General features: G+C 73.1%; 20 protein-coding genes. 5 read left to right on the forward strand and 15 right to left on the reverse strand.

Annotated features, from left to right (window positions below; translation table 11 throughout):
- Positions 1-52 precede the first annotated feature (52 nt).
- From dnaG to HYQ63_RS14075, 6 genes are all read right to left on the reverse strand, one after another.
- Positions 53-1984, reverse strand: coding sequence for a DNA primase (gene dnaG / locus HYQ63_RS14050; protein WP_179934132.1), 1932 nt, complete (start codon positions 1982-1984; stop codon positions 53-55).
- 71 nt (positions 1985-2055) lie between these two features.
- Complete coding sequence (locus HYQ63_RS14055; protein ID WP_179934133.1) at positions 2056-3351, reverse strand: NAD(P)/FAD-dependent oxidoreductase; 1296 nt, start codon at positions 3349-3351, stop codon at positions 2056-2058.
- 233 nt (positions 3352-3584) lie between these two features.
- The gene (locus tag HYQ63_RS14060) at positions 3585-4973 is read right to left on the reverse strand and encodes a deoxyguanosinetriphosphate triphosphohydrolase (protein ID WP_179934134.1); all 1389 of its coding nucleotides are present in this window, start codon (positions 4971-4973) and stop codon (positions 3585-3587) included.
- Positions 4970-5749 carry a sirohydrochlorin chelatase gene (locus tag HYQ63_RS14065; RefSeq protein WP_179934135.1) on the reverse strand — a complete coding sequence of 260 codons (780 nt, stop codon included), beginning with the start codon at positions 5747-5749 and terminating at the stop codon, positions 4970-4972. The genes HYQ63_RS14060 and HYQ63_RS14065 overlap by 4 nt, the downstream gene beginning before the upstream one ends.
- Positions 5750-5849: 100 nt before the next feature.
- Positions 5850-6317, reverse strand: coding sequence for a MarR family winged helix-turn-helix transcriptional regulator (locus HYQ63_RS14070; protein WP_179934136.1), 468 nt, complete (start codon positions 6315-6317; stop codon positions 5850-5852).
- Positions 6318-6351: 34 nt separating this feature from the next.
- Positions 6352-7332 (reverse strand): adenosine deaminase, encoded by a 981-nt coding sequence (locus tag HYQ63_RS14075; RefSeq protein WP_179934137.1) that lies wholly within the window; start codon positions 7330-7332, stop codon positions 6352-6354.
- Positions 7333-7497: 165 nt separating this feature from the next.
- On the opposite strand from HYQ63_RS14075, the gene HYQ63_RS14080 reads away from it, so the two are divergent.
- Together HYQ63_RS14080 and HYQ63_RS14085 are read left to right on the forward strand one after the other, a co-directional pair.
- Positions 7498-8100 carry a Uma2 family endonuclease gene (locus tag HYQ63_RS14080; protein ID WP_257231837.1) on the forward strand — a complete coding sequence of 201 codons (603 nt, stop codon included), beginning with the start codon at positions 7498-7500 and terminating at the stop codon, positions 8098-8100.
- Positions 8101-8174: 74 nt separating this feature from the next.
- Positions 8175-8858 (forward strand): vancomycin high temperature exclusion protein, encoded by a 684-nt coding sequence (locus HYQ63_RS14085; protein ID WP_179934139.1) that lies wholly within the window; start codon positions 8175-8177, stop codon positions 8856-8858.
- Between the two features lie 51 nt (positions 8859-8909).
- On the opposite strand, the gene cutA is transcribed toward HYQ63_RS14085, so the two are convergent.
- Positions 8910-9233 (reverse strand): divalent-cation tolerance protein CutA, encoded by a 324-nt coding sequence (gene cutA, locus HYQ63_RS14090; RefSeq protein WP_257231838.1) that lies wholly within the window; start codon positions 9231-9233, stop codon positions 8910-8912.
- A gap of 110 nt (positions 9234-9343) precedes the next feature.
- Between cutA and HYQ63_RS14095 the strand changes: the two genes are divergently transcribed.
- Complete coding sequence (locus HYQ63_RS14095) at positions 9344-9703, forward strand: cupin (protein WP_179934141.1); 360 nt, start codon at positions 9344-9346, stop codon at positions 9701-9703.
- Positions 9704-9812: 109 nt separating this feature from the next.
- On the opposite strand, the gene HYQ63_RS14100 is transcribed toward HYQ63_RS14095, so the two are convergent.
- Positions 9813-12425, reverse strand: a complete 2613-nt coding sequence (locus HYQ63_RS14100) for a CBM35 domain-containing protein (RefSeq protein ID WP_179934142.1) — start codon at positions 12423-12425, stop codon at positions 9813-9815.
- Positions 12422-13498: a LacI family DNA-binding transcriptional regulator gene (locus tag HYQ63_RS14105; RefSeq protein WP_257231839.1), complete on the reverse strand. Its 1077-nt coding sequence runs from the start codon at positions 13496-13498 to the stop codon at positions 12422-12424. The genes HYQ63_RS14100 and HYQ63_RS14105 overlap by 4 nt, the downstream gene beginning before the upstream one ends.
- Positions 13499-13571: 73 nt before the next feature.
- On the opposite strand from HYQ63_RS14105, the gene HYQ63_RS14110 reads away from it, so the two are divergent.
- A complete protein-coding gene (locus HYQ63_RS14110) occupies positions 13572-15851 on the forward strand; it encodes an alpha-galactosidase (RefSeq protein ID WP_179934144.1) in 2280 nt (759 codons plus the stop codon).
- Here HYQ63_RS14110 and HYQ63_RS14115 read toward each other — a convergent pair.
- Complete coding sequence (locus HYQ63_RS14115) at positions 15831-16730, reverse strand: hypothetical protein (RefSeq protein WP_179934145.1); 900 nt, start codon at positions 16728-16730, stop codon at positions 15831-15833. The genes HYQ63_RS14110 and HYQ63_RS14115 overlap by 21 nt on opposite strands.
- Before the next feature lie 53 nt (positions 16731-16783).
- Entirely contained in the window at positions 16784-17380 is a 597-nt protein-coding gene (locus tag HYQ63_RS14120) for a TIGR04222 domain-containing membrane protein (protein ID WP_179934146.1), read from the reverse strand.
- 186 nt (positions 17381-17566) lie between these two features.
- Between HYQ63_RS14120 and HYQ63_RS14125 the strand changes: the two genes are divergently transcribed.
- Positions 17567-18766, forward strand: coding sequence for a GDSL-type esterase/lipase family protein (locus HYQ63_RS14125; RefSeq protein ID WP_257231840.1), 1200 nt, complete (start codon positions 17567-17569; stop codon positions 18764-18766).
- Here the strand turns inward: HYQ63_RS14125 and HYQ63_RS14130 are convergent.
- The 4 genes from HYQ63_RS14130 to HYQ63_RS14145 form a co-directional block, all read right to left on the reverse strand.
- Complete coding sequence (locus HYQ63_RS14130; RefSeq protein ID WP_257231841.1) at positions 18750-19007, reverse strand: fibronectin type III domain-containing protein; 258 nt, start codon at positions 19005-19007, stop codon at positions 18750-18752. The two genes, HYQ63_RS14125 and HYQ63_RS14130, sit on opposite strands and share 17 nt — an antisense overlap.
- A gap of 102 nt (positions 19008-19109) precedes the next feature.
- Complete coding sequence (locus tag HYQ63_RS14135) at positions 19110-19775, reverse strand: 1,4-alpha-glucan branching protein (RefSeq protein ID WP_179934147.1); 666 nt, start codon at positions 19773-19775, stop codon at positions 19110-19112.
- A 42-nt stretch (positions 19776-19817) separates the two neighbouring features.
- The gene (locus HYQ63_RS14140; protein ID WP_179934148.1) at positions 19818-20480 is read right to left on the reverse strand and encodes a hypothetical protein; all 663 of its coding nucleotides are present in this window, start codon (positions 20478-20480) and stop codon (positions 19818-19820) included.
- 150 nt (positions 20481-20630) lie between these two features.
- The gene (locus HYQ63_RS14145) at positions 20631-21413 is read right to left on the reverse strand and encodes a TSUP family transporter (RefSeq protein ID WP_179934149.1); all 783 of its coding nucleotides are present in this window, start codon (positions 21411-21413) and stop codon (positions 20631-20633) included.
- Between the last annotated feature and the right edge of the window lie 21 nt (positions 21414-21434).

Consider the following 21434-nt stretch of genomic DNA (forward strand, 5'->3'; position numbering starts at 1 on the left):
GGCGTCCGGATACGACACGGCTACGGCACGGCCACAGCGCGGCTACAGCCAGCTAGAGCGCCGCGGCGCCCTGGGTCTGGAGGGACTGGGCGTACTGCTGGAGGACCCACAGCTCGTTCTGGACGGCGGCCAGATGGGCCGGGTCGGCGCGCTGGCCCAGGCGCTGGAGGGTGCCCTGCACTTCGGTGATGCGGTGGTTGACGGCGGCCTGGCGGACCCTCACCAGCTGCTCGCCCGCGTACGCCTCGTCCGCCTCGCGGCGGGTGTGGAGGGGCTCCACGGCCAGCTCGGTGACCATCGCGCGGACCGTGTCGTCGGGGGCGGCCTCGCGGACGCGGCGCAGGTAGTCGGCGTCGGCGGCCTCCGCACCGCCCGCGACCTCGATGGCGCGGCGCACGGCGGCGTAGGGCGGGGCGGTGAACTCGTCCTCCCCGTAGGCGTCGAAGGCCGGGGAGACCAGCTCGGGGCGCTGGAGGGCCAGCTTCAGCAGCTCGCGCTCGACGCGGTGGGCCGGGCTGCGGAGGTTCAGGGCGGGGCCGCGGGGTCCGGGCGGGGCCGCCGGGCCCTGGGCCTGGCCGGGCCCGCCGGGGGCGGCGCCCCGGTGCTGCGGGCGGCCGCGCTGGTCGGGGCGCTGATCGCCGCCCCGGCCGCGGTCCCGCGCCCACCGGGCGAGCTGGCTGACGCGCTGGACGACGAACTGGGTGTCGAGGATGCCCAGCAGCCCGGCCAGATGGACGGCCGACTCGTGCTGGATGGAGCTGTTCTTGATGCCCGCGACAACGGGCGCGGCCTCGTCCAGGGCGGCGGCGCGGCCCACCGCCGTGTCGAGGTTGTGCCGGCCGACGATCTGCCGGATGGCGAACTCGAAGAGCTGGGTGCGGCTCTCGACCAGCGCCTCGACCGCGTCGTCGCCGTGCGCGAGCCGCAGCTCGCAGGGGTCCATACCGCCCGGGGTGATCGCGATGTAGGTCTCGGCGGCGAACTTCTGGTCGTCCTCGAAGGCGCGCAGGGCGGCCTTCTGGCCCGCCGCGTCGCCGTCGAAGGTGAAGACGACCTCGGCGCCGGAGTTGTCCATCAGCAGCCGCCGCAGGATCTTGATGTGGTCGCCGCCGAAGGAGGTACCGCAGGTGGCGATGGCGGTGGTGACCCCGGCCAGATGGCAGGCCATGACGTCGGTGTACCCCTCGACGACCACGGCGCGGCTGGTCTTGGCGATGTCCTTCTTGGCGAGGTCGATCCCGTAGAGGACGTGGGACTTCTTGTAGAGCGGGGTCTCGGGGGTGTTGAGGTACTTGGGGCCGTTGTCGTCGTCGCGCAGCTTGCGGGCGCCGAAGCCGACGACCTCGCCGGTGATGTCGCGGATGGGCCACATCAGGCGGCCGCGGAAGCGGTCGATGGGGCCGCGGCGGCCGTCCTGGGCGAGGCCGGAGAGGATCAGCTCGCGGTCGGTGAAGCCGCGGCCGCGCAGGAAGCGGACGAGGTGGTCCCACCCGGCCGGGCTGTACCCGACGCCGAAGTGCTGGGCGGCGGCCTGGTCGAAGCCGCGCTCGGCGAGGAACGTGCGGCCGATCTCCGCCTCGGGGCCGTCCAGCTGCTCGACGTAGAACTGCGCGGCCGCCCGGTGCGCCTCGACCAGGCGGGTGCGCTCGCCCTGCTGGCGGCCGGGGGTGGCGCTGCCCTGCTCGTACCGCAGGGTGATCCCGGCCTGGGAGGCGAGCCGCTCGATCGTCTCCGAGAACGACAGGTGGTCGATCTTCATGACGAAGTCGACGGTGTCGCCGCCCTCCTGGCAGCCGAAGCAGTAATAGAGCCCCTTGCTGGGGCTGATCTGGAAGGACGGCGACTTCTCGTCGTGGAAGGGGCAGAGCCCCTTGAGATTGCCACCGCCCGCGTTCCGCAGCTGGAGGTATTCGGATACGACGGCGTCGATCGGGACCGCGTCCCGCACCGCCCTTACGTCGTCATCGTTGATCCGGCCTGCCACGCGTGAATTCTACGGCCGGGGTCCGACACCGATGTCCGGCACGGGTCGGGCCCCGGCCCGGGGCCTTGCTGCTACGGCAGCAGGGAGGTGAGCGGGACGGACGGGTCGGCGAGGGCGCCCGGGTCGGGCTGGGCGCCGCTGCGGATGAGCTGCTGGATGGGCCCGGTGACGTCCCACACGTTCACGTTCATGCCCGCCAGCAGCCGGCCGTCGCTCAGCCAGAAGGCGATGAACTGCCGCTTGCCGACGTCGCCGCGGATCAGCACCTGGTCGTACGAGCCGGGCGGCGCGTAGCCGGAGTACTCCAGCCCGACGTCGTACTGGTCGGAGAAGAAGTACGGCACCCGGTCGTACGAGACGTCCTGGCCGAGCATGGCGCGGGCGGCGGCCGGGCCGCCGTTCAGCGCGTTCGCCCAGTGCTCGACGCGCAGCCGGGCGCCGGGCGGGAGGGCGCCGCGCACCGGGGTGCCGTCGAGGAAGGCGAGCGGGGCGGAGGCGGCGTCGCCGGTCGCGAAGATGTCCGGGTCGCTGGTGCGCAGCGCCGCGTCGACGGCGATGCCGCCGCCCGACGCCCGGTCCACCACCTCCAGCCCGGCGGCCTCGGCGAGGGCGGTGCGCGGGGCGGCTCCGATGGCGGCGAGCACGCTGTGGCAGGGGTGCTCCTCGCCGTCGTCGGTGAGGGCGGCGAGCACCATGCCGTCCTGGCCGGTGATCGCGCTGAGCCTGGCCCCGAAGTGGAAGCGGACGCCGTGCTCGCTGTGCAGGTCGGCGAAGAGGGCGCCCAGTTCGGGGCCGAGGACGGAGTGGAGCGGGGTCGGCTCGGGCTCGACGATGGTCACCTCGGCGCCGTAGCCGCGGGCGGCGGCCGCGACCTCCAGGCCGATCCACCCCGCGCCCGCGATGACCAGCTGTCCGTTGTCGCGGCCGAGGCTGGTGAGGACGCCCTTGAGCCGCTCGGCGTGGGCGAGGCGGCGCAGGTGGTGGACACCGACCAGGCCGGTGCCCGGGATGTCGAGGCGGCGCGGCTCGGCGCCGGTGGCCAGCAGCAGCCGGTCGTAGTGGATCCGGGTGCCGTCGCCGAGGGTCACGGCCTTGGCGTCGCGGTCCAGGTGGGTGGCGGGCTGGCCGAGGTGGAGTTCGATGTCGGCCTGCGCGTACCAGGCGGGCTCGTGGACGAAGACGCTGTCGCGCTCCTGGCTGCCGGTGAGGAAGCCCTTGGACAGCGGCGGACGCTCATAGGGGTGGTCGCGCTCGTCACAGATCAGGATCACCCGGCCGGTGAAGCCCTCCGACCGAAGGGTTTCCGCGGCTTTCGCCCCGGCCAGCCCCCCTCCGACGATGACGAACGTCTGGTGTGCGTCGACCACTTGTTTCCTCCTCGCTGCCGGGCGGTGCCTCTGCGTTTGCTTTTACCCCGGTCGCGTCGACCAGTCGCATCAGCCGGAGCTTTGGCCATGGGGAGCCTCGTGGGAGCCTCCCGCACCAAGCGTGACGGCGGAAGGGGGCCGCGCGGAGTGGCGGGAACGGGCCGGGTGGGGCGCGATACCGGAGCGGTGGCGGTCGTACGCGATCGTGGGTGGCCACTTCCGGTCAGGTGCGGTCATACGTGGCGCACCGAGCGCGGGGCCGTGAGGCGGGCGTGGAGGGAGCGGGCCGAGGCGTCCGTCAGGGCCGCGATCTGGTCCACGATGGCGCGCAGCCGCCCCGCCTCGTCGCCCGCCGCGTCGGCCGTGTCGAACAGGGCGCGGAACTGCGGGTCGAGCCCGTCGGGGGCGCGGGCGATCAGCGCCTCGCCCAGTTCGGCGATCACGACGCGCTGATCGGCGCGGACCAGCTCCTGGTCGGCGCGCTGGATGACGTAACGGTCGGCGACCGCCTTGAGCACCGCGCACTCCAGCCGGGCCGGGCGCGGCACCACCAGCTCGGCGCGGTAGCGGGTGAACCGGCCCGTGCCGTACGCCGCCCGGGTGGCGGACTCGGCGGCGAGGCAGAACCGGCCGATCAGCTGGCTCGTGGCGTCCTTGAGGCGGGCTTGGGCGACGGACGTGCCGTCGTAGCCGTGCGGCCACCACTCCTGGTCGAGCAGCCGGTCCAGCGCCTCGGCCAGCTCCTCCGCCTCGGCGCCCGGCGCGTAACGGGCGGCGGCGACGGCGAACACCTCGCGCCGCTCGGGCTCGGCGAGCAGGCTGTTCGGGTCGAGATGGCCCGCGTGCAGGCCGTCCTCGACGTCGTGCACCGAATACGCCACGTCGTCGGCCCAGTCCATGACCTGGGCCTCGAACGGGGTCCGCTGGTCCGGCGCGCCGCGCCGGAACCAGGCGAAGACCGGCAGGTCGTCCTCGTACACCCCGAACTTCGGCGAGTCCGGGTCGCGGGGGTGACCGCCGCGCGGCCAGGGGTATTTGGTGGCCGCGTCCAGGGCCGCCCGGGTGAGGTTGAGGCCGACGCTGACCGGTTCGCCGGTCTCCTCGTCGGGGACGAACCGCTTCGGTTCGAGCCGGGCCAGCAGCCGCAGCGACTGGGCGTTCCCCTCGAAGCCGCCGCAGTCGCGGGCCACCTCGTTGAGGGCCTGTTCGCCGTTGTGGCCGAAGGGCGGGTGGCCGAGGTCATGGGCGAGGCAGGCCATCTCCACCAGATCCGGATCGCAGCCGAGGGCGGCCCCCAGCTCCCGGCCCACCTGGGCGCATTCGAGGGAGTGGGTCAGGCGCGTACGGGGCGTGGCGTCCCAGGCCGGAATGCGGGAGGTGCCGCCGAGGTCCGCGTCGGTGGCCGGGGCGGCGGGCACGACCTGCGTCTTTCCGGCCAGCCGGCGCAGCGCGGCCGAGTGCAGCACCCGGGCCCGGTCCCGCTGGAACGCCGTCCGGCCGGGCCGCTTGTCCGGCTCCTGGACCCAGCGCTCCAGGTCCGCCGCGTCATAGCCGGGGGTCGTCGGTGGTGCGGTGGTGTGGTTCGTGGTGTGACGTGTCGTACGACCTGCTCTGCGGCTCATACACCGACGGTAACCGCCCGGTACGACAGCGGAGCACAGGCGAGGGCCTGTTCGTAGCGGTGGAGCACCAGCCGGGCGACGGCCGGGTGGGCGCCGAGCGGGGCCGCCGCGACGCCGGGGGCGGCGTCCGCGCACTGGGTGGCGAAGCGGCCGGGAGCGGTGAAGTACGAGGCCACGACGATGTCACGGTGGTGCGGGGCGAGGGCGCGTACGGCGTCGGCCACGGTGGGGCCGGCGGCGGAGGCGTACGCCGGGACGACCGGCACGCCGCCCAGCCGGGCGCCGAGCAGGGTGGCGGTGGCGGCGGCGTCGACGGCCGCGTCGGGGTCACGGGAACCGGCGGCGGCCAGGACGACGGCCCCGGGGCGGTGCGGGGCTCGCAGCCGCCGGCCGGCCTCGTTCAGGCGCGCGTGCAGGGCCTCGGCGAGGAGCGGGTGGGGGCCGAGCGGTGCGGCGATGCGCGTGGTGAGGTGGGCGGCCCGCGCGGCCGCCGCCGGAAGGTCCTCCTTGACGTGGTAGCCGCGGCCGAGCAGCAGCGGTACGAGGACGGCCTCGCCGCGGAGCGCGGCGAGGGTGTCCTCGAGCAGCGGCCGGTTCAGCTCGATGTGCCCGAGCCGTACGGGCACATCGGGCCGCAGGGCCCGGACCGCGTTCACGAGCGCCGTCACGGTGCGCAGCGCCGCCGGGTCCCGGCTGCCGTGCGCCACGGCGACCAGCGTCGGGGGACGCTCGCCGGTGGGGCGGCCGGAGGGGAAGGGGCGGAGCAACGCTGTCATGACGCGACTGTGGCAGGGGCATATTGCGCCCCCGTTGCGCGCCCGTGACGGGTGATTGCGTCGACTTCACGGTGCGGTGTGGGGCGGGATGAGGTGACGGTCAGTGGTGCCAGGCCTCGCCGCCGGTGTTGTGGATCATGCGCTGGAGGACCTTGAGGGTGGCGACGTAGTCCTCGTCGGGGATGCCGTCGTGGATGCGCGCCCGCATTCCCACCTGGCGTTCCGCCGCCCGGGCGCGCAGCGCGCGGCCCTCGGGGGTCAGGTGGAGGCGCTCGGCGGCGGCAGTGGCGGTGGCGGTGAGCAGGCCGCGGTCCAGGAGGGCGTCGATCTCGGGCTCCAGGGCGGCGCCCACGTCCAGATAGCCCTGGAGGACGGCGCGCACCTCGGCGCGGGTGCGGCCGTCCTCACCGCCGTCGTGGACCTGGTTCAACGTCCACCACTGGGGCTGGCTGAGGCCGAATTCCGACAGCCCTTCGCGGATGTAGGTGACGACCGCCTTGGAGGCGGCCCAGCTCCAGTAGCCGATGGGCTGGCGGATCAGTTCGGTGTCGCTGTGTGAGAACTCCATGGCGACGAACGTAGAAGTTGAACCAAGGTTGAGGTCAAGACGCGTCGAGTTCCTTCAGGTACGCCGCCCGCGTCTCCTCGTCCAGGAAGGACGCCCGGAAGGAGTTGCGGGCCAGGGTGCGCAGCGCCGCCCGGTCGAGCCCGAGGGCGTCCCGTACGGCGGTGAAGTTGTCCTCCGCGTAGCCGCCGAAGTAGGAGGGGTCGTCGGAGTTGACGGTCACCAGCAGGCCGGCGTCCAGCATCGCGGGGAGGGGGTGGTCGGCGAGCCGGTCGACGACGCGGAGGCGGACGTTGGAGAGCGGGCAGACGGTCAGCGGCACCTGGTCGGCGACCAGTCGGGCCACGAGGGCGTCGTCCTCCAGGCAGCGGACGCCGTGGTCGACGCGGTCCACCCCGAGGATGTCCAGCGCCTCCCAGACGTACGCGGGCGGCCCCTCCTCGCCCGCGTGCGCGACGCACTTCAGCCCGGCCTCCCGCGCCAGCGCGTACACCTCGCGGAACTTCGACGGCGGGTGGCCGACCTCGGCCGAGTCGAGGCCGACGGCGGTGATCCGGTCGAGGTAGGGGCGCGCCGATTCGAAGGTGGCCAGGGCCGATTCGGCGGACTCGTCCCGCAGGAAGCACATGATCAGGCGGGTGGTGATGCCGTGGGTCCGGGGAGCGGCGTCGAGGGCGCGGGTGAGGCCGCGGATGACGGTGCCGATGTCGACACCGCGGGCGGTGTGCGCCTGCGGGTCGAAGAAGATCTCGGCGTGCCGGACGCCCTGCTCGCGGGCGCGGGCGAGGTAGGCGTCGGCGAGGTCGGCGAAGTCGTCCTCGGTGCGCAGGACCGCCATCAGCGCGTAGTAGAGGTTCAGGAAGTCCTGGAGGTCGGTGAAGGAGTACGCGGCGCGCAGCTCGTCCTGGGTGGCGTAGGGCAGCTCGACGCCGTTGCGCTCGGCGAGCGCGAAGGCGAGGTCGGGCTCCAGGGTGCCCTCGATGTGGAGGTGGAGTTCGGCTTTGGGGAGCGGCGGCACGGCTGGGATCACCTGCTGGTTTCGCTGGTACGGGATGACCCCCCAAGGCTATGCGGGATGGGGCACATCGCTCGTTCGAGGTAATGCGAACGGATAACGGATACCTGGTGCCGCCCGTCGCTACGGTGAGGCCGAGAGTACGCTCCGTAGCAGATGGAGGATGCGGTGACCGCGATATTGGAGCGGCCGATGACCACGGGATTCGACGCTCTGCTCCGGACCACGGAGGAACTGGACACCCCGGACGGCTTCAAGGCCGAGCTCATCAGGGGGAAGATCCTCGTGTCGCCGTGGTCGAGCCCGTTCTACAAGCTCCAGATGAGGTCATTACGCCTTCAGCTTGCGGCTCATGTCCCCGAGGGGCATGACGCGGACACCATCCCGTTCCTCTTCAGCTTCGCCTCCTCCGAGCGCGCCTACGGACCGGACCTGCACGTCGCGGACCTGGCGGCCTTCCGCGGCAACGCGCGCCATGTCGACGGCGATGCGCTGTCCCTCGTCGCCGAGTTGACGTCGGTCTCCACGCGTGACGTCGACTGGCAGGAGAAGCTCGAGGTCTACGGCCGCCCTGTGCCGGTGTATCTCGTACTCGACATGCAGGCCGAGGAGATCACCGCCTTCTGGGACCCGTCGGACCACGGCTACCGGGCCCGGACGACCGTTCCCTTCGGCAAGCCGCTGCCCATCCCGGCTCCATTCGGCTTCGATCTCGACACCAGCGAATTCATTGTTCCCGAGGAGTCCGAAGAGGACGACGCCGCCGAATAGCCCGGCGCAACCGCCGCGCCCCTTGGTCGCGTCACACAGCGCGATGGTGCTGGTGGGGCCAAGGGGAGGCGGGCATGCTCGGGTGGGCACGGCGGAGGTTGCCGCGGACGCGGCGGGGGTGGCGGCGGGCGTTTCAGGTCGCCGTGCTCGTCAGCGTGCTGGCGCTGTTGCCCGCGACCTGGCTGCGGCTGAGTACGGAGGGGCGGGTGCGGGCGGCGGCCGGGGACGTACCCTCGGCGCCGGTCGGGGTGGTGTTCGGGGCCGGGCTGTGGAACGGGGAGCCGTCGCCGTATCTGGCGCACCGGCTGGACGCCGCCGTCGCGCTGTACCGGGACGGGAAGGTACGGGCGCTGCTGGTCACCGGGGACAACAGCCGGGACGACTACGACGAGCCGAACGCGATGCGTGCCTATCTGGTGAAGCGGGGCGTGCCGGACCGGCGGATCGTCAGCGACTTCGCGGGCTTCGACACCTGGGACTCGTGCAGCCGGGCGCGGCGCGTCTTCGGGGTGCACCGGGCGGTGCTGGTGAGCCAGGGGTTCCATATCCGCCGGGCAGTGGCGCTGTGCGGGGCGGCGGGGATCGACGCGTACGGGGTCGCGGTGGACGAACCGCACGACGCGACGTGGGGCTTCGGCGGGCTGCGGGAGACCGTGGCGGCGAGCAAGGCGGTGCTCGACGCCACGTTCCGGCCCGACCCGCACTTCCTGGGGCCCCGGGAGCGGGGTATCAGCGATGCGTTGGCAACGGACGGATAGTGGATAGCGGGTGTCGGATAGCGGATAGCAGCTGACAGATTTTGATTTCTGTCAGTCGATCGTTGCTTCCGCCACCACCCACGCCAGATAGTCCTCGCTGCCCTGCGTGATCGGCGTCGCGATCACTTCCGGCGTCTCGTAGTCGTGCGCCTCGCGGAGGTGCGCCTCCAGCTCCTCGTACCGCGCGGCGGTCGTCTTGAACAGCACCTGCCACTCGGCGGCGGTCTCGATGGTGTCCTGCCACCGGTAGACGGAGGTCACCGGCTGGCTGATCTGCGCGCAGGCCGCCACCCGGGCCTCCACGGCGCCGCGCGCCAGCGCCTCCGCCTTCTCAGGGGTGTCGGTGGTCGTCAGGACGGTCAGGTAGTCGGCCACGGCTGCCTCTCTCGGGGTGTCGCGGGGGTGCGAACTGGCGCGCATCACGCTAGCCGGTGACGATTGAGGGAACCCGGCGAGGAACAGATCAGGCCGATCGAGGGGCACTCATGGATGACCTCACCGCGCTCGCGCGCCACCATCTGGACCAGGCGAAGGCCGATCCGCACGGGCGCAGCGCTCATCTGTTCCTGCACGACGGGCCGCTGCGGCAGAGCGTGATCGCGATGGTCTCCGGTTGTCAGCTGGACGAGCACAACGCTCCCCCGGCGGCCAGTCTGCACGTGCTGCACGGTCATGTGCGGCTGACCGGGCGCGGGGTGCGCACGGATCTCATCGCCGGGCAGGTGGAGCGCATTCCCCAGGAGCGGCACGGGATGCTCGCGCTGGAGGACTCGGTGGTGCTGCTGACCGCCGTGACCGCCACCGTCGGCTGCCCCACCCCCACCGAGGACGCGGCCACCGCCTGAAGCCGCGCCCGGATGTACGCCGCCCCGGCGTCGTACCGCGCTGACGCCGGGGCGGGGATCACGCCCCGGTGCGGTGCACGTCGCACCGGGGCGCATCACGCGGGAGCGATCAGCCGATGACCGGGGCCAGGTCGATCCGGTCGAGGTTGGGGGCGTACGCGCCCGGGTTGGCGAACGTGACGGTGTTGGCGCCCTTGGCGAGGTCGACGGGGACGGCGAGGGTCCAGTAGTCGTCCCAGCCCCAGGTGTTCTTGAACATCACGCGCCGGGGCTTCCCCTGGCCGACCGTGATGTCCGCGCCGCGCGAGACGATGTCGGTGTTGTACGCGTGGCCGTTGTCGCGCCGCTCGTTGTTGGCGTAGCGGACCGCCATCAGGTAGCGCCCCGCCGCCGGGGCCTGGACGGTGAGGGTGGCGGTGTTGGACGCGCCGTTGCCGAGCCATCCGACGTAGCGGCCGCCCGAGGCGTGCGCGCCGGACTCGGGCTTGGCGGTGCCGGACAGGGCGGCGCTCTCCGCCTCGTAGCCGCGCACCCCCGCCGTGTCGCCGCCCGCGCCCGTGACGTCCAGCGAGCGCAGCCGGACGGGTGCCGCTCCGGCCGGGGCGGCGGTGACGCGGTTGTTGCCCGCGGTCAGGTAGAGCCGCTGGGAGGTCGTCGTGGTCGCCCCGTGCGCGGTGAGCTTCAGTGGGCCGCCGGTCGCGCGCGGCGTCACCGTGTAGTAGCCCTCGCGGGGTGCGTAGACGTCGAAGACCGCGCTGTCCCGGCCGTCCAGGACCAGTGCACCGGTGCCGGTGCCGCTGGCCGAGCCGTAGTCGTAGGACGGGCTGCCGGTGGTGTCGGCGAGCGTGGCCTCGTACGCGGCGGAGGGCTTCGTGGCGGCCGTGAGGTCGAAGCGGTCGAGGGTCACCTCGGCGGTGTCGTGCGCCAGGGCGATCACATGGCGGCCCGCGGAGAGCCGGACGGGGAAGGACTTGAGGCCGCGGTAGGTCCAGTTCTCGGTGGAGGGGTAGGTGACGGTGCGGGCCGCGCCGCCGTCGACCGTGAGCCGCTGGGTGGCCGGGCCGCCGCTCTGGTTGCCGTAGAGGACGGAGAGGTCGTAGTCCCCGGAGCGGGGGACGTCCACGGTGAAGGCGACCTTACTGGTGTCCTGGTTGAGGGAGCCGACGTCCTGGGTGCCGGAGGCGGCGTAGCCGTTGGCGTTGGAGACGGTGCCCTGGGTGTAGACCTTGCCCGCCGTGATCGCCGCGTCCTCCGCCTCGTACGCCGCGTGCCACGGCACCTGCGCGGGCTGCGGGGTGCCGCTGCCCGCCGGGGTGAGCACGATCCGGTACGCGGACATCCGCTCCATCGCCGTGAGCGGCACCGTCACCGACCCGTCGGGCCGGACCGTCAGCTTCATCCGGGCGAGCGTGCGGGGTGCGGCGTGCGCGCCCTCGTAGCCGGACCAGGCGGCCTCCGAGACGGCGGCGGTGACCTGGCGGCCGAACACCTTCGGGTCGACGTGGCCGACCGTCACGTTCGCGTCGCCCGCCGCCCCGCCGAGCAGCACCTGCGCCTGGCGCTTGGCGGTGTCGTAGGAGGCGAGGCCCTGGAGGGTGTCGACGGCGTCGGGGGTGGGCGGGGTGACCTTGACGGTCCGGCCGGTCATGGTGGCGTACCAGCGGAAGAACCACCACGCGCCGTTGGGGATGTTGGACTGGGCGACGCTGCCGGAGAGGTTGCCCGCGGCGTCCCAGTACGCCTGGTCGGCGTAGACCTTGTTGCGCTCGAACATCGAGACCCACTGGACCAGTTGGCCGGGGACGGACAGATCTCGGCGGTTGGCGTACTCGTCGATGTTGATCGGGCGCGGTGTGATCCCCGCGCGCTTCTCCAGGGCGCGGTAGTCGTCGTAGTGGCTCTGGAAGTCGCGCAGGGAGTCCGGCCCCAGCTCATGCCAGGTGGTGACCTGGGGCAGCACGTTCTCCTTCTTCGCCCAGGTCAGGAAGTCGCCCATCAGACGGGAGTGGTACGAGGACTCGTTGGGGCCCGCGATGCGGGCGTCCGGGTCGATGGCGCGGATGCGGTCGTGGACGGTCTTCCAGTCGCGGAAGAAGCGGTCGCGGTTCTTCTCGTACGTGGCCTGGTCGGCGACGCCGAGCTTGTACCAGATCTGGTCGGGCTCGTTGAACGGGACGTAGACGAAGTGCTCGCTGTTGGGGGCGTCGGCTACGTCGCGGACGACCTTGTCGACCTTGGTGAGGTAGTCCTCGATGCCCAGGTCCTCGTACGGCCACTTCGCGTAGATGTCCTGCATCATCACCAGGACGTCGCGGCCGCCGTTGCGGAAGAACGACTTCGAGACGGTGACGGCGTCGCCGTTCGGGTGCTGGGCGCCGCCCTCCGGCTTCTGGGTGACGGTGGTGAGCTTCAGCGGCGCGAGGGCGGCGTCGGTCGGCACGCCGTCGTCGCTGAGGCCGTACAGCGATCCGTTGGCGCCGCGCAGGACGGGGCCCTCGGGGGCGGCGAGGTCGACGGAGAGGGCCTGGGCCGCCTTCGGGGCGGGCGCGGGGGTGTCGGCGTCGGCGGGGGTGTCGGCGTCGGCGGGGACGGCCGCCGCGAGGAGCGCGGCGGCGAGGGCGGTGGCGGTGGCGGCCGTTCGTATCCGGTATCTGCCGGACCGGCCGGACCTGCCGGACCGATCGGATCTGCTGGACCTACTGGGCCTGCTGGACCTGCTCATGCGCGGGGGACCTCCGAGGGTGGGTTCGGCGGTAACGTGGCCGGCGGTGGGCCGGAGCTTTCGCGGACGATCAGCAGCGGTACGGAGACGGGGCGCGGCGCGACCGGTTCGGCCTCCTCCAGCAGGCCGTACAACCGGCCGAAGGCGGCCCGGCCCAGGCCCGTGAAGTCGAGTCGTACGGTCGTCAGGGAGGGCGTGAGGAACGCGGAGTGCGGGGCGTCGTCGAAACCGGCCACGCTCACCTCGCCCGGGATCGACCGGCCCGCCTCGTGCAGCGCCCGGATCACGCCGAGCGCGAGGTCGTCGTTGCCGCACAGGATCGCGGTGACGGACGGGTCGCGGGCCAGCCGCCGCCCCGCCTGGTAACCCCCGGCCGGATCCCAGCTTCCGGCCAGCGGGTGCGGCTCCGGCGCCCCGGCGGCGCGCAGCGCGTCCCGCCAGCCCGCGGTGCGCTGGCCGGTGCGGCGGGTGCTGGAGGGGATGGCGACGTAGTGCACCGTCTCGTGGCCGAGGTCCAGCAGGTGGCGGGTGGCGGTGCGGGCCGCCTCGCGGTCGTCCGTCCACACCCAGGGGCGGTGCCCGGCGGGCGGCCGCGACGGGGTCTCGACGACGCCCACGACCGGGAGTTCGTCGGGTACGGCGGCCAGGGCCCGGACCCCGGCGGTGTCGTACGCCATCACGATCAGCCCGCCGCCGGTGTCGGCGGCCCGCCGCACCTCGGCCCGCACGTCGGCGACGGTGTCGGACTCCAGGACGCCGATGGCGACGGTATAACCGGCGGCGCGGGCGGCCTCCTCGATGCCCTGGAGGGTGGCGGCGTAGCCGTAGTGGGTGGTGTTCGCGGTCAGCACGGTGACCGACCGGGTCCGGCCGCTGGCCAGGGCGAGCGCGGTGGCGCTGCGGCGGAAGCCAAGGGTCTGGATCGCGGCGAGGACGCGTTCGCGGGTGGCCGGTTTGACGCTCGGATGGTCGTTGATCACCCGGGAGACGGTCTGGTACGAGACGCCCGCGGCGGTGGCGACGTCGCGGATGCCGGGCCGCTTGCCGCCTCTTGTGTGACCGGTCACATGCACGCCAGGATTGTGACCGGTCACACAGTGGCCGTCAAGGGACTCGTCAAGCGGTTGCGGGTGGAAGGGGCGTGGCGTGCGGGAGACGTTCACATGGGGCCATTCGGCGCTGGCGGCCGCGTTCGCGACCGGGCCGGACGGGGTGCTCCGGCTGGTACGGCTGGGCCCCCCGGACGACGCCCCGCCACCGGACGACACCCTGTCACCCGACGGCACCGCATCGCCGGACGGCACCGCGTCGCCGGACATCCCGCCACCCCACGACACCGCGTCGCCGACCGACGCCGCCCCGCTCCCCGTGGTCGAGGTGCTGGCGCTCGGCCACGGCAGCGACTGGTCGGGGCAGCGCGGCATCGAGACGGCGCTCGGCGCGCGGCTGCGCTACCGCGGCCACCGGACCGAGACGGACGACGGCGACGGCGGCAACGGCGACGGCAGCGGCGGCGGCAGCGGCGACCACGACAACGGCGGCGGCTGGCACCGGTTGACGCTCGACCTCCACGACCCCGGCTCCGGCCTCACCGCCGAGGTCCGCCTCTCCTCCCCCGACGGCCTGCCGGTGCTGCGCTCCGAGGTGCGGCTGACGAACGAGGGCACGGAGCCGCTCGTCGTCCAGGCCGTCCCCAGCCTCGTCCTCGGCGGCCTCCCCTCCCCCGGCGCGCTCGACGTGCACTGGGCGCACAACGAGTGGCTGGCGGAGTGCCGTTGGGCCGCCGCACCGCTGCGCGACCGGATCGTGGACGTGTCGCGCCACGCCCACGGCCGCGACAGCCGCGCCGCCCTCGTCCTCGGCAGCGTCGGCAGCTGGCCCACCGACGGCCATCTGCCGATGGGCGCCCTGACCGAGCGCGCCACCGGCCGGGCCTGGCTCTGGCAGGTGGAGTCGCCGGTGGGGTGGCGGTGGGAGGCCGGGGAGCGGGCCCACGGGACGTACGTCGCGCTCGGCGGCCCGACCGACGCCGAGCACCAGTGGCGCGAACGTCTGGCGCCCGGCGCGTCGTTCACCACTGTCCCGGTCGCCCTCGCGCTCGCCGACCGGGGCGGTTTCGACGCGGCGACGGCCCATCTCACCGCGTACCGCCGGGCCGTCCGGCGCCCGCACCCCGACCACACCGCGCTGCCCATCGTGTTCAACGACTACATGAACACCCTGATGGGCGACCCCACCACCGAGCGGCTGCTGCCCCTGATCGACGCCGCCGCCCGGGCCGGGGCGGAGTACTTCTGCATCGACGCCGGATGGTACGACGACACCGGCGCCTGGTGGGACGGCGTCGGCGCCTGGCAGCCGTCCACCCGCCGTTTCCCCGGCGGGCTGCGGCTCGTCCTCGACCGCATCCGCTCCCTCGGCATGGTCCCCGGGCTGTGGCTGGAGCCCGAAGTCGTCGGCGTCCGCAGCCCGGTGGCCGCCGCCCTGCCGGACGACGCGTTCTTCCAGCGCGACGGCGTACGCCTCGCCGAGAACGGCCGCCACCACCTCGACCTGCGCCACCCCGCCGCGCTCCGCCACCTCGACGCGACCGTCGACCGCCTCGTCGGCGACTGGGGCGTCGGCTACCTCAAGCTCGACTACAACATCAGCATCGCCCCGGGCACGGACTGGGATCCGGAACACGGCCACGCCGCCCCCGGCGCGGGCCTGCTCGCCCACGCCCGCGCCCATCAGCGCTGGCTGGCCGCCGTGCTCGACCGCCACCCGGCGCTCGTCATCGAGAACTGCGCCTCGGGCGGCCTGCGCATGGACGGCTCCTCGCTCGCCCTCACCCAGCTCCAGTCCACCAGCGACCAGCAGGACCCGCTCCGCTACCCGCCCATCGCCGCCGCCGCACCGACCGCGGTGCCGCCGGAGCAGGGCGCGGTGTGGGCGTACCCGCAGCCCGGCTTCACCGACGACGAGATCCGCTTCGCGCTGGCCGGTGCGCTGCTGGGCCGCGTCCACCTCTCGGGCCACCTCGACCGGATGACACCGGCCCAATTGGACCTCGTACGCGACGCCCTGGCGGCGTACCGGCAGGTGCGCCCCGACCTGCCCTCGGCCGTCCCCTTCTGGCCGCTGGGGCTGCCGGGGTGGACGGACGCATGGCTGGCGCTGGGGCTGCGTGCCGGTGGCGGCCGGACGTACGTGACGGTCTGGCGCCGGGGCGACGAGACACCGACCCGGACCCTGCCCCTCCCCCACGCGGCGGGCCGCCCACTCCGCATCGAACACCTCCACCCGGCCGCCTCCGCCGCGGAGACCGCCTGGGCGCCGGACCGCGCCGAACTCACCGTCACGCTCCCCCACTCCCCCGCGGCGCTGCTGCTCCGCCTGACCGTCGAGGAGGGGGACGCCGGGTCAGGCGGCGGGGCGTCGTAGCGCGTGCAGCACCTGGGCGTCGCTCGCCGGGCGTGCGGTGCGCAGCATGCGTCGCAGCTCGTCCCGGTCGGCCGGGTCCGTCGTGCCCTGGGCGGTCACCGTGAGCCGTACGCCGTCGCGGTGGGCCGTCAGGACGAACTCGACGGCCCCGCCGCCGAGTTCCCGGGTGACCTCGGTGATGCCGTCGCCGTGCGACCCGCTGCCGCGGGTCACCGCGAACGCCACATCGGGCCGCGCGACGCCCGCCGCGCCCGGGACGTACGGGAGGTAGTGGACCCGGAAGCCGTCGGCGGTCAGGTCGCCGTTGCCCTCGTCCACGCGGTACCCGGCGGGCGGGTCGGGCAGCAGCAGCTCCTGACGGGCCAGCGAGGTGCCGGACATCAGGCCCCGCATCTCCTTCTCCTGCTGTGACTTGTGGGTGACGGCCGTGCCGTACGCCACCACCCCGAGCACCGCCACACCGGAGATCAGACGGACCGTCACGCCCGCGATGAACAGCGCCGCCACCAGCGCGTACGGCACTCCGCACAGCGCGGCGCGCTGTGCGGGCCCGCCCACGTGCAGCGCACCGGAGTGCCAGGCACCGACCCCGGCCGCGAGCCCGACCGTGCCACCGAGGAACACCGTCACGGCCCAGCCGAGCCGCCCGCCCGCCGTGCGGCACGGCGCCACCACGTGGCCCACCGGGGCCACGCCGACGGCGAGCACGCTGACCATGGCCGCCGCGCCGATCGCGACCGCCGGCAGCCGGTCGACGTCGAGTCCGAGCCCGTGACCGAAGCCGATGCGGTAGGCGCGCGGCACCACCAGTGCCCCGGCCGCCCACACCAGCCCCAGGTACAGGGCGAGGTGTGTCCATCGTTTCCCCGTGACCTTCACGCCCCGATCATGTCAGGGCGCTTTCGCCGAACACCTGAGCACCCCTGCCTACTTCAGTCGCTGCCGCCACCACCGCCACCGCCACCGCAGGAGTGGCCGCCGCCGTCGTGGCCGCGGTCCGACTCCCAGCCGTCGAGGGCCTCGCCCAGGCGTATCAGTCGGCGGCCGAGGCTGGGCGGCGGCTCCATCACCTCGCCGATGTGGTACCGCAGCGCAATGTCCGGCAGCGCGGCGAGGCCCTCGAAGACGTACGCGGGATACGCCCCGCTCTGCTCGGCCGCCTCCAGGTGCTGCCGGCCCGCGCGGGTGAGGCGGCAGCGCCTGGGGGTGATCAGGCCGGAGGAGACCATGCGGCGGTGGATTTCCTCCACTTCGGGCCCGATCTCGACCGCGCCGAGCAGGGAGATCGTGCTCCGGGAGCGGCGTCGGCACAGGGCGAGGACGGCGCGCTCGACGGGGTGGGCGGGCTGGTCGGCCGGTTCGTCCACGACGCGCACACGCGAGAGGCGGATCCGTATGACGCCGCCCTCGTGCAGCGCGACGAGGGCGACTTCCATCATGCGCTGCGGCGCGCCGGCCAGATAGGCGACGTCGTAGAGATCCAGCGTTTGCGGTGCGGGATCGGTGGTGCGTTGGAAAATACCCCTCATCGGAATGCCCCCTTCCATCCCCACTGCTTCCTTGTCGTCAGTTTTGTCCGAACGATGTGATCACGAACCGTGATCACGCCAGTTCAGAGAGAGATTTGAGGTTGGCGGCCGACACCCGCCCGAAATCCGTTTGCCTAAAGCTATTAGGCATCTCCATAATCACTTATGGCGAAAGGAAGGAAGGGTATGGCACCCCAACAACGGACCGAGATGACCACCACCCCCATCACCGCGGAACTCCTGCGCGGCGCACTCGATCTGGAGCGCACCGAGCACGGCCTCCTGCCGCACCGGTTGCCCACCCGGGCCCGTGCGCAGTGCGCCGACGGGCAGTTGGCGATGGTCGAGGCGCAGCCCTCGGGCGTACGGCTGGCGTTCCGTACCCGGGCCACCGCCGTCGAACTGGACGCGCTCCGCACGAAGATGGCCTACCGGGGCGCCCCGCCCCGCCCCGACGGTGTGTACGACCTGCTGGTCGACGGCCGCCTGGCCGGGCGGACGAGCGTGACCGGTGGCAACGTCCGGACGGTCGACATGCCCATCGGCGCCGCTGAGACCGAGCCCGGTCCGGTCGGCACCGTACGGTTCGCCGGGTTGCCCGACCGCATGAAGGACGTCGAGATCTGGCTGCCGTGGAACGAGATCACCGAGCTGGTCGCCCTGCGCACGGACGCCGCCGTCGAGCCCGCGCCGGACCGGGGCCGCAGGGTGTGGCTGCACCACGGCAGTTCCCTCAGCCACGGCTCCGACGCCGAGAGCCCCAGCACGACGTGGCCCGCGCTGGCCGCCTCGCGCGGCGGCGTGGAGCTGATCAACCTCGGCCTGGGCGGCGGCGCCCTGCTCGACCCGTTCACCGCCCGCGCGATGCGGGACACCCCCGCGGATCTGCTCAGCGTCAAGATCGGCATCAATCTGGTCAACGCCGATCTGATGCGGCTGCGCGCCTTCACCCCGGCGGTGCACGGCTTCCTCGACACCCTTCGCGAGGGGCACCCCACCATTCCGCTGCTGGTCGTCTCCCCCCTGTACTGCCCGATCCACGAGGACACGCCGGGCCCCGCCGTACCGGACTTCTCCCGACTCAGCGAGGGGAGGCTCCAGTTCCGGGCCGGGGGCGACCCCGCGGAGCGCGCCGCGGGGAAGCTGACGCTCACCGTCATACGGGACGAGCTGGCCCGCATCGTGCGGCAGCGGGCGGCCGACGACCCGCAGCTGCACTACCTCGACGGACGCGACCTCTACGGCGAGGCCGACTTCGCCGAACTGCCGCTGCCCGACCAGCTCCACCCGGACGCGGCCACCCACCGCCGCATCGGCGAGCGCTTCGCCGATGCGGCGTTCGGGAGCGGCGGTCCGTTCGGCGCCGGGGCTACGCCGACGGGGTAGTGACGGACGCGGTGGCCGCCGGGCCGGTGCCGGTGGCGGTCACCGCGGCGACCGAGAAGGTGTACGCGGTGGCCGGGCGCAGGCCGCCGACGACCCGCAGCATGCCCTTGGCCCTGATCTGGGCGACCAGGACGTCCCGGCCGGTCACGTCGACGGTGCGGCCGTCGGAGACGGTGATCCGGTAGCCGATGTGGGAACCGTGCCCTGTGGGAAACGTGCGGAACTCCTGGAGTGGGCCCACGGAAAAGTGGGATCTATGGTGGGAACACGTCAATAAGCGGGGCGGAATCCACGTCTTCGGCACCCATTCATGGGATCTCTTGGACTCCGCCCCGACGTGCCGTCAGGAAGCTCGGGACACCGCGTCGCTCAGCACGGCGAACCGGCCACGGGCCTCGCCGCCGTCCGGCAGCCGCCAGCCCGCGCTGACGTGGGCCAGGGCCGCTGCTGCCCACCCGTCCTCGTCCGGCCGGAGGACGCGCGTCACGCCGAGGGCCAGGGGCCCGACCGCGAGGCGCGTTCCGTCGGGCCCGTTGGTGACGTCCGGTTCCGGTGCGCCGGACGACCCGGCCGGAGTCACTTCCGCCTTGTCCACCGTGACGGAGGGGTCGGGGGTGTCGGACTCGCTCTGCATCTGCGGTTCGGCGCGGCCCTGAAGGAGCGCCAGCAGTTGGGCGACGAGGACGGGGTCATGGGCCCCGTCGTAGATCCACCGCTGCCCCAGCACCCCGTGCTCCGACGTGCCGATGAGGCCCTGCTCGGCCCCGTCGAGCGGGGCGCCGCGGTAGCTGAGCGGCAGGTGGTAGTGGACGGGACGGTCCCCGGAATCGTCCCGGACCACCATGAACTCGATCCCCACCTCGCCCCGCGGATCATCGAGCCGGAAGCCCCCGACCCTGGACAGCTCCGGCGTGCGGCCCGCGCCGAGGTACCAGGGCTGGAGGGGGAGCCAGGGTGCCAGAAGCTCCAGCTTGGTGGGCTTCATGGTCGTTTTGTGGATGACAGCCATGCCCCATGAACCCCCTCGGCCGGCGTGGTGTTCCCCGACCGATCAGCCGAGGTCCGGCGTCTCGATGCCCCGTTGCCGACGCACATGACCGCGCCGCCCGGCCAGCACCGCCATCAGGGTCCACGTCACCGTGCCGCCGATCAGACCGCCCAACCGGCCCTCGGCGTCCACCTCGTCGGCTTGCTCCATCGGCAGCTCGCCCTCCGGGTCACGGATGACGTCCAGCCGGTCGCCCACCTTCGGAGCCCAGGTGTCACCGTCGTACCCCAGCTTCTCCTTCAGTTCCTTTCCGTCCGTGCCGCGGAGGGTGTAGCGATGGTTGTTGCCGGACGTCCCGGCCGCGCTGTCCGCCACGATCACCACGCTCTCGCGCACGCCGCGCCGCTCCAGGGCCGCTTCGGGCGCGTACTGGACCGCCCCGACGAGGACGAACAGCCCCGGCGCCGCGGACAGTACGGCCAGCCAGAGGGCGCGGTGGAGCAGGATCAGCAACATGATGAAGGCGAGGCAGAGGAGCACCCCGATCGAGATGGGGACCGCCTCCATGCCCACGGCCAGATAGGCGGCGCAGGTGGTGACCGCCGCGGCGGCCCACGCGTACACCACCAGCGCGACCGTGCGCCGCACCGATGTCCACGGGTTGACGGCCTGCGCGACCCGCCCGTTCCACGATGGGACCCTGTTGGTCCGTGTCCCCGTTGCCATCCCTGCTCCCTGTGCTGCCTTTTGCCGTTGTGGGAGTCCATCTTCCCCGGCCGCACCCATGCCGCGGACGCGCTGCGTCCGAGGACCTCACCGGCCTCCGCGGCGCTGAGCCCGTCCCAAATAGCTCACCTGACGACCGCGTGGCGCGGCTCAGGACAGCCACTGGTCGTAGCCGAGCTTGGCCACCAGCGAGACCACGACCAGGACCAGCACCCCGCGGACGAAGCCGCTCCCCCGCTTCAGGGCCATCCGGGCGCCGACCATGCCGCCCGCCAGGTTGAAACAGGCCAGGAGGGCGGCGAGGCCCCACAGCACCGTGCCCTGGGAGCCGAAGGTCACCAGGGCGCCCAGGTTCGTGCAGACGTTGACGACCTTCGCGGTGGCCGAAGACGTCACCAGGTCCATTCCCAGCGTCGCGGCCAGGGCGATGACCAGGAAGGTGCCGGTGCCCGGGCCGATCAGGCCGTCGTAGAAGCCGATGCCGAGGCCCACGCCCAGCACCGCGGCGAGGACGCGGTGGCGGGAGAGGGGGCCGGTCAGGGCGGGCGCGCTGCCGAAGGTGGGGCGGAGGAGGACGAACGCGAGGACCGCCAGCAGGACGACCATGATGAGGGGGCGCAGCACGGCACTGTCGATGCCGGAGGCGAGGGAGGCACCGGCGAGGGACCCGATGGCGGCCGCGATGCCGATGCGTACGGCGATCCGGACGTCCACCGGGGCCTTGCGGGTGTACGTGACGGCGGCGCCCGTCGTACCGCAGATGGCGATCGCCTTGTTGGTGCCGAGGACGTACGTGGGCGGGAAGCCCGGCAGCCCGACCAGCAGGGCGGGGAGCAGCAGCAGTCCCCCGCCTCCCACCACGGCGTCGATCCAGCCGGCCGCCCCGGCGGCCAGGCAGAGCAGGAGCAACGTCATCAGCGGTATGTCAGGCATGGTCAGGAGCCTATGTCGGGG

The organism is Streptomyces sp. Rer75 (genome assembly GCF_013414305.1).
GTDB lineage: Bacteria > Actinomycetota > Actinomycetes > Streptomycetales > Streptomycetaceae > Streptomyces > Streptomyces himastatinicus.

Excerpts from the sequence above, each read along its gene's own strand:
- HYQ63_RS14095 (WP_179934141.1), top strand. The coding sequence starts at position 9,344 with ATGGATGACCTCACCGCGCTCGCGCGCCACCATCTGGACCAGGCGAAG.
- HYQ63_RS14070 (WP_179934136.1), bottom strand. The coding sequence starts at position 6,317 with ATGGAGTTCTCACACAGCGACACCGAACTGATCCGCCAGCCCATCGGC.
- HYQ63_RS14100 (WP_179934142.1), bottom strand. The coding sequence starts at position 12,425 with ATGAGCAGGTCCAGCAGGCCCAGTAGGTCCAGCAGATCCGATCGGTCC.
- HYQ63_RS14065 (WP_179934135.1), bottom strand. The coding sequence starts at position 5,749 with ATGACAGCGTTGCTCCGCCCCTTCCCCTCCGGCCGCCCCACCGGCGAG.
- HYQ63_RS14140 (WP_179934148.1), bottom strand. The coding sequence starts at position 20,480 with ATGGCAACGGGGACACGGACCAACAGGGTCCCATCGTGGAACGGGCGG.
- HYQ63_RS14145 (WP_179934149.1), bottom strand. The coding sequence starts at position 21,413 with ATGCCTGACATACCGCTGATGACGTTGCTCCTGCTCTGCCTGGCCGCC.
- HYQ63_RS14120 (WP_179934146.1), bottom strand. The coding sequence starts at position 17,380 with ATGAGGGGTATTTTCCAACGCACCACCGATCCCGCACCGCAAACGCTG.
- HYQ63_RS14125 (WP_257231840.1), top strand. The coding sequence starts at position 17,567 with ATGGCACCCCAACAACGGACCGAGATGACCACCACCCCCATCACCGCG.
- HYQ63_RS14060 (WP_179934134.1), bottom strand. The coding sequence starts at position 4,973 with ATGAGCCGCAGAGCAGGTCGTACGACACGTCACACCACGAACCACACC.
- HYQ63_RS14085 (WP_179934139.1), top strand. The coding sequence starts at position 8,175 with ATGCTCGGGTGGGCACGGCGGAGGTTGCCGCGGACGCGGCGGGGGTGG.
- HYQ63_RS14135 (WP_179934147.1), bottom strand. The coding sequence starts at position 19,775 with ATGGCTGTCATCCACAAAACGACCATGAAGCCCACCAAGCTGGAGCTT.